Annotated in this window: 6 protein-coding genes; all 6 read left to right on the forward strand. The window is 70.6% G+C overall.

Annotated elements, in window-relative coordinates:
* On the forward strand, nt 1–1,238 hold a 1,238-nt coding region (locus VFM98_RS04220; protein WP_325108651.1), incomplete at its 5' end, for a UDP-N-acetylmuramoyl-L-alanyl-D-glutamate--2,6-diaminopimelate ligase.
* An 8-nt stretch (nt 1,239–1,246) separates the two neighbouring features.
* Nucleotides 1,247–2,617 carry a UDP-N-acetylmuramoyl-tripeptide--D-alanyl-D-alanine ligase gene (locus VFM98_RS04225; RefSeq protein ID WP_325108655.1) on the forward strand — a complete coding sequence of 457 codons (1,371 nt, stop codon included), beginning with the start codon at nt 1,247–1,249 and terminating at the stop codon, nt 2,615–2,617.
* The gene (gene mraY / locus VFM98_RS04230; protein ID WP_325108652.1) at nt 2,607–3,785 is read left to right on the forward strand and encodes a phospho-N-acetylmuramoyl-pentapeptide-transferase; all 1,179 of its coding nucleotides are present in this window, start codon (nt 2,607–2,609) and stop codon (nt 3,783–3,785) included. Before VFM98_RS04225 ends, mraY begins: the two co-directional genes overlap by 11 nt.
* Nucleotides 3,785–5,296 (forward strand): UDP-N-acetylmuramoyl-L-alanine--D-glutamate ligase, encoded by a 1,512-nt coding sequence (gene murD, locus VFM98_RS04235; RefSeq protein ID WP_325108653.1) that lies wholly within the window; start codon nt 3,785–3,787, stop codon nt 5,294–5,296. The genes mraY and murD overlap by 1 nt, the downstream gene beginning before the upstream one ends.
* Nucleotides 5,293–6,531: a putative lipid II flippase FtsW gene (gene ftsW, locus VFM98_RS04240; protein WP_414708979.1), complete on the forward strand. Its 1,239-nt coding sequence runs from the start codon at nt 5,293–5,295 to the stop codon at nt 6,529–6,531. Before murD ends, ftsW begins: the two co-directional genes overlap by 4 nt.
* A gap of 110 nt (nt 6,532–6,641) precedes the next feature.
* Nucleotides 6,642–7,459, forward strand: an 818-nt coding sequence (murG, locus tag VFM98_RS04245; RefSeq protein ID WP_325108654.1) for an undecaprenyldiphospho-muramoylpentapeptide beta-N-acetylglucosaminyltransferase, incomplete at its 3' end; no start/stop codon positions are given.

Consider the following 7,459-nt stretch of genomic DNA (forward strand, 5'->3'; position numbering starts at 1 on the left):
GGCTGGACGTGCTGGCCGTGACCGGCACCAACGGCAAGACCTCCACCGCCTGGTGGCTGGCCCAGGCGCTCGCCAACGTGGGCATCCCCTGCGGGCTGGTCGGCACGCTGGGCATCGGGCGGCCGCCGCACGTGGAGCACACCGGCCTCACCACGCCCGACCCGGTGCTGATGCAGCGCCACTTCCGCCGCTTCCTGGAGGAGGGTGCCCGGGCCTGCGCCATCGAGGCCTCCTCGATCGGCATCGTGGAGCGGCGCCTGGACGGCACGCGCATCCGCGTGGCCGGCTTCACCAACTTCACCCAGGACCACCTGGACTACCACGGTTCCATGGAAGCCTACTGGGCGGCCAAGGAGGAACTGTTCGACTGGGCCGACCTGCAGGCCGCCGTAGTCAACGTCGACGATGCCAAGGGCGAGCAGCTGGAGGCGAAGCTGTGGGGCGGCCCGGTGGAGCTGTGGACCGTCTCCTGCGTGCGCGATGCGCGCCTGCGGGCGCTGGACATCGGCTACGGCGACGAGGGCCTGCGCTTCACCCTGGCCGAGGCCGGCGACGCGCAGGTGCACGTGCTGCAGACCAAGCTGGTCGGCCAGTACAACGTCTCGAACCTGCTCGGCGTGGTCGGCATGATGCGCGCCATCGGCGTGCCGCTGGCGCAGGCCGTGGCCGCCTGCGCGGACCTGCTGCCGGTGCCGGGCCGCATGGAGCGCCTGGCCGAGCCGGGCCGGCCGCTGGTGGCCGTGGACTACGCCCACACGCCCGACGCGCTGGAGAAGGGCCTGCAGGCGCTGCGGCCGCTGGCCGCGCAGCGCGGCGGGCAGCTGTGGTGCGTGTTCGGCTGCGGCGGCGACCGCGATGCGACCAAGCGGCCGGTGATGGCCGCGGTGGCGGAGAAGAACGCCGACCGCGTCGTCGTGACCAGCGACAACCCGCGCAGCGAGAAGCCGGAAGCCATCATCAGCCAGATCCTGCTGGGCCTGTCGCACCGCGAGTGCGTGCAGGTGGAGCCGGACCGGGCCCGCGCCATCGCCGAAACCGTCCAGGCCGCCGCGGCCGCCGACGTGATCCTGGTGGCCGGCAAGGGCCACGAGGACTACCAGGAGATCGCCGGCGTGAAGCACTCGTTCTCGGACCAGGACCATGCGCGCCGGGCCCTCCTGAACTACGCGCAGCGCTCTTCACTCCCTCTCCCGCCTGCGGGAGAGGGCAGGGGTGAGGGCAAGGAGGCCCGCAAATGAGCGACGCCATGTTCCAACTGCAGCAGGCCGCCGAGTGGACCGCAGGCCGCCTCGTCGGCGACGGCGCCGTCGAGATCCAGCGCGTGCACTCCGACACCCGCACCCTGCAGCCGGGCGACCTCTTCGTCGCGCTGAAGGGCGAGCGCTTCGACGCCAACGACTTCCTCGCCGACGCGCAGGCCAAGGGCGCGGTCGCCGCGATTGCCCAGCCGGACCGCCTCCCGGCCGGCATGCCGGGCGTCGAGGTCGAGGACAGCAAGCTCGCGCTCGGCGAGCTCGCCCACGCCTGGCGCACGCAGTACAAGCTGCCGCTGATCGCGGTGACGGGCAGCAACGGCAAGACCACGGTGACGCAGATGATCGCGTCCATCCTGCGGGCCTGGCAGCCGGAGGGGCACCTGGCCACCCAGGGCAACCTGAACAACGACATCGGCCTGCCGCTCACGCTGCTGCGCCTGCGCGCGGCGCACCGCATCGGCGTGATCGAGCTGGGCATGAACCATCCGGGCGAGATCGGCACCCTCGCGCGCATCGCGGCGCCGACGGTGGCGCTGGTGAACAACGCGCAGCGCGAGCACCAGGAATTCATGGCCACCGTGGAAGCCGTGGCGCAGGAAAACGGCAGCGTGTTCGCCGCCCTGCCCATGCACGGCGTGGCGGTGTTTCCGGCCGGCGACCCGTTCACGATGCTGTGGACGGGGCTGGCCGACGCCCGGCCCTGCATGACCTTCGGCGACGACGATGCCGACGTGCGGCTCGCCGACGCGCAGTGGCAGCAGGGGCACTGGCAGGTGCAGGCCCGGACGCCCGCAGGACCGCTGGCCTTCACGCTGCAGGTCGCGGGCCGCCACAACGTGCGCAACGCGCTCGCCGCCGCCACCTGCGCGCTCGCCGCCGGCGTGCCGCTGCCGGCGATTGCCGCGGGGCTGGAAGGCTTCGAGCCGGTCAAGGGCCGCTCGCGCGCCCTCGCGGTGCAACTGGACGGCCGCACGCTGACGGTGGTGGACGACAGCTACAACGCCAACCCCGATTCCGTGCGCGCCGCGATCGACGTGCTGGCCGAACTGCCCGGCCCGCGCCTGCTGGTGCTGGGCGACATGGGCGAGGTGGGCAACCAGGGCCCGGCCTTCCACGCCGAAGTCGGCAACTACGCCCGCCAGCGCGGCATCGAGCAGCTGTTCACGCTGGGCGAGCAGGCCGCAGGCATGAAGGGCCGCCACTTCGGCGACATCGAAGCGCTCAACGCCGCCGTGCTGCAGGCGCTGGCGCAGGCCGAAAGCGTGCTGGTCAAGGGATCGCGCTTCATGAAGATGGAACGCGTGGTCGAGGCCATCGCCGCCCACGCAGGACAAGACAAGGGGAGGGCCGATGCTCGTTAGCCTGGCCGCGTGGATGCAAAGCCACGGGCACGAATTCGGATTCTTCCGGGTGTTCCAGTACATCACCTTCCGCGCGGTGATGGCGGCCATGACCGCGCTGCTGATCGGCATCCTCGCCGGCCCCTGGGTGATCCGGCGCCTGACCGCGCTGAAGATCGGCCAGCCGGTGCGCGAGTACGCGATGCAGTCGCACCTCAAGAAGAGCGGCACGCCCACCATGGGCGGCGTGCTGATCCTGATCTCCGTGCTGCTGTCGACCCTGCTGTGGTTCGACTGGACCAACCGCTTCGTCTGGATCGTGATCCTGGTGACGACCGGCTTCGGCGCCATCGGCTGGGTGGACGACTGGCGCAAGGTCGTCAACAAGGACCCCGAAGGCATGCGCTCGCGCGAGAAGTACTTCTGGCAGTCCCTGATCGGCATCGTGGCGGCGCTTTACCTCGCCTTCAGCGTTTCGGAAACCACCAACGTGCGCGTGCTGGGCCTGTTCGTGGACTGGGTGCGTTCGGGCTTCGACATGAGCCTGCCGCCGAAGGCCGGCCTGTGGATCCCGTTCTTCAAGGAAGTGACCTATCCGCTGGGCGTGTTCGGCTTCGTGGTGATGACCTACCTGGTGATCGTCGGCTCCAGCAACGCGGTCAACCTCACCGACGGCCTCGACGGGCTGGCGATCATGCCGGTGGTGATGGTCGGCTCGGCGCTGGGCGTGTTCGCCTACGTGACCGGCAACGCCGTGTTCGCGCGCTACCTGCTGCTGCCGCACATCCCCGGCTCGGGCGAGCTGCTGATCTTCTGCGCCGCGGTGGCGGGCGCCGGCCTCGCCTTCCTCTGGTTCAACGCCCACCCGGCCGAGGTGTTCATGGGCGACGTCGGCGCGCTGGCGCTGGGCGGCGCGCTCGGCACCATCGCCGTGATCGTGCGGCAGGAGATCGTGCTGGCCATCATGGGCGGCATCTTCGTGGTGGAGGCGCTGTCGGTGATGGCGCAGGTGATGTACTTCAAGTACACGAAGCGCAAGTACGGGGAGGGCCGGCGCATCCTGCTGATGGCGCCGCTGCACCACCATTTCGAGAAAACCGGCTGGAAGGAGACGCAGGTCGTGATCCGCTTCTGGATCATCACGATGCTGCTGTGCCTGGTCGGCCTGTCCACGTTGAAGCTGCGGTGATGGAAACCTTGCGCGACCAGGATGTGCTGGTGCTGGGCTGCGGGGCCTCGGGCCTCGCCATGGCGCGCTGGTGCGCCCGCAACGGCGCCCGCGTGACGGTGGCGGACACGCGCGAGGATCCGCCGCAACTGGCGACGCTGCGCGAGCAATTGCCCGACGCGGGCTTCGTCGGCGGCGCCTTCACGGCGGAACTGGCGCAGGGCCGCCAGCTCGTGCTGCGCAGCCCCGGCCTCACGCCGGAGCAGGTGGCGCCGGTGGAAGAGGCCGCGCGCGCGCAAGGCATTCCGGTGCGTGGCGAGCTGGGCCTCTTCGCCGATGCGCTGACCGCGATGCGCCAGGCCGAGGGCTACCACCCCGCCGTGCTCGCGGTGACGGGCACCAACGGCAAGACCACTGTCACGGCGCTCACGGGCCAACTGGTCGAGCGCAGCGGCAAGACGGTGGCCGTGGCCGGCAACATCGGCCCGACCCTGCTGGACACGCTGGCGGCCAAGCGCGACGCCAACGCGCTGCCCCAGGTCTGGGTGCTGGAGCTCTCCAGCTTCCAGCTCGATGGCGTGACCGGCTTCGAGCCCACGGCCGCCACCGTGCTGAACGTGACGCAGGACCACCTGGACTGGCACGGCACGATGGAGGCCTATGCCGCCGCCAAGGCGCGCATCTTCGGCCAGACCGCGGTGATGGTGCTCAATCGCGAGGACCCGCTGGTGATGAAGATGCTGCCGCCGCCGGTGCGCCTGAAGGGCGGCAAGTTCGAGCAGCGCAGCTACGTGACCTTCGGCGGCGACCTGCCGCAGCGCCCCGGCGACTTCGGCCTGGAGGTCGTGCACGGCATGGCGTGGCTGGTGCGCGCGCACGAAGCCGACGAGACGGAGAAACGCCGCAAGGACGCCGAGCAGGAGATCCACCTGCAGCGCCTGATGCCGGCCGACGCACTGCGCATCCGCGGCCGCCACAACGCGATCAACGCGCTCTCCGCCCTGGCGCTGGCCACTGCCGCAGGTTGCCAGCTCGGTCCCATGCTGTACGGCCTGCGCGAATACCGCGGCGAGCCGCACCGCGTCGAATCGGTGGCCATCGTCAATGACGTCGAGTACTTCGACGACAGCAAGGGCACCAACGTCGGCGCCACCGTGGCGGCGCTGCAAGGCCTGGGCGCCGAGCGCAAGCTGGTCGTGATCCTGGGCGGCGACGGCAAGGGGCAGGACTTCGCGCCGCTGGCGGAGCCGGTGGCGCGCTTCGCCCGTGCCGCCGTGCTGATCGGGCGCGACGGCCCGCAGATCCGCGCCGTGCTGGAAGGCACCGGCGTGCCGCTGGCCGACGCCGCGACGATGGAAGAGGCCGTGCGCGTGGCCACGCAGCGCGCCCACGCGGGCGACGCCGTGCTGATGTCGCCGGCCTGCGCGAGCTTCGACATGTTCCGCAACTATCCGCACCGCGCCGAGGTGTTCCGCGCCGCGGTGCAGGCGCTCGCCGACGAGGCAGGCGCGATGACGGGAGGCGACGCTTGAAGCTCGCGCTCGCCGGCATCGCCTCGGTGTTCCGCCGCAAGCCGTCGGGCGTGCGGGCCGACGCGCCCTGGGTGGCGCGCGGCGCCGCGCCGGTCGAAGGCCTGCGGCCTTTCGATCCGGCGCTGCTGTGGCTCACCGTGGCCCTGCTCGCGTGGGGCATGGTGATGGTGTATTCCGCCTCCATCGCGCTGCCGGACAACCCGCGCTTCAGCCGCTACGCCCACAGCTATTTCCTCAGCCGGCACGCGCTGTTCCTGGTCCTGTCCTTCGTGGCCGGCCTGCTGGCCTTCCAGGTCAAGGTGGAGACCTGGGAGCGGCTCGCCCCCTGGCTGTTCGTGGGCTCGCTGCTGCTGCTGGCGGTGGTGCTGATCCCGCACGTCGGCAAGGGCGTGAACGGGGCGCGCCGCTGGCTGGCACTGGGGCCGATCAACTTCCAGCCCTCCGAACTGGCCAAGTTCGCGGTGCTGCTCTATGCGGCCAACTACATGGTGCGCAAGATGGAGGTGAAGGAGCGCTTCTTCCGCGCCGTGCTGCCGATGGCCGCCGCCGTCGCTGTGGTGGGCGTGCTGCTGCTGGCCGAACCCGACATGGGCGCCTTCATGGTGATCGCGGTGATCGCGATGGGCATCCTGTTCCTGGGCGGCGTGAACGCGCGCATGTTCTTCCTGATCGCCGCCGTGATCGTGGTGGCCTTCATGCTGATGATCGCGTTCTCCGACTGGCGGCGCGAACGCATCTTCGCCTACCTCGATCCGTGGAACGAGAAGTACGCGCTCGGCAAGGGCTACCAGCTGTCGCACTCGCTGATCGCCATCGGCCGCGGCGAGATCTTCGGCGTCGGGCTGGGCGGCAGCGTGGAGAAGCTGCACTGGCTGCCGGAGGCGCACACCGACTTCCTGCTGGCCGTGCTGGGCGAGGAATTCGGCCTGGTCGGCGTGCTGACGGTGATCCTCTGCTTCCTGTGGATGACCCGGCGCATCATGCACATCGGCCGCCAGGCCATCGCGCTGGACCGCGTGTTCGCCGGCCTGGTGGCGCAGGGCGTGGGCATCTGGATCGGCTTCCAGGCCTTCATCAACATGGGCGTGAACCTGGGCGCGCTGCCCACCAAGGGCCTCACGCTGCCGCTGATGTCCTACGGCGGCTCCGCGGTGCTGATGAACGTGGTGGCGATCGCGGTGGTGCTGCGCATCGATTACGAAAACCGAACGCTGATGCGCGGAGGCCGGGCATGATCCTCGCACTATCCACGCGTAACGGAGCCCTCCCCCTTGAGGGGGAGGGTCGGGGTGGGGGGGTGCCACATGACGGCAAAGCGCCAGCGCCAAAAGCGACAGCGTTGGTGATGGCCGGCGGCACGGGAGGCCACATCTTCCCGGGCCTGGCCGTGGCCGAGGCGCTGCGCGCCCGGGGCTGGCGCGTGCACTGGCTGGGCGCACCCAACAGCATGGAGGCGCAGCTGGTGCCGCCGCGCGGCTTCCCGCTGGAGACGGTGGCCTTCGGCGGCGTGCGCGGCAAGGGGCTGAAGGCCTATGCCTTTCTGCCGCTGCGCATCCTGCACTCGTTCTGGCAGAGCATCCAGGTGCTGCGGCGCGTGCGCCCGCAGGTCGTCGTCGGCCTCGGCGGCTACATCACCTTTCCGGGCGGCATGATGGGCGTGCTGCTCGGCAAGCCGCTGGTGCTGCACGAGCAGAACTCGATCGCCGGCATGGCCAACCGCGTGCTCGCGACGGTGGCCGACCGCGTCTACAGCGCCTTCCCCGACGTGCTGAAGAAGGGCGAGTGGGTCGGCAACCCGCTGCGCGAGGCCTTCCTGCGCCAGCCGCCGCCCGAGGAACGCTTCGCCGGCCGCACCGGACCGCTGAAGGTGCTGGTGGTGGGCGGCAGCCTGGGCGCCAAGGCGCTCAACGAGATCGTGCCGCAGGCGCTGGCCCGCATCCCCGCGGCCAACCGCCCTCATGTGCTGCACCAGAGCGGCGCGAAGCAGATCGACGAACTGCGGGCCAACTACGCCCGGGCCGGCGTCGAGGCGGAGCTCACGCCCTTCATCGAGGACACGGCCAGCGCGTATGCCGAAGCCGACCTCGTGATCTGCCGCGCCGGCGCCAGTACCGTGACGGAGATCGCCGCGGTGGGCGCGCCGGCGCTGTTCGTTCCCTTTCC

Source organism: Ramlibacter sp., from assembly GCF_035706265.1.
Classification (GTDB): Bacteria; Pseudomonadota; Gammaproteobacteria; order Burkholderiales; family Burkholderiaceae_C; genus Ramlibacter.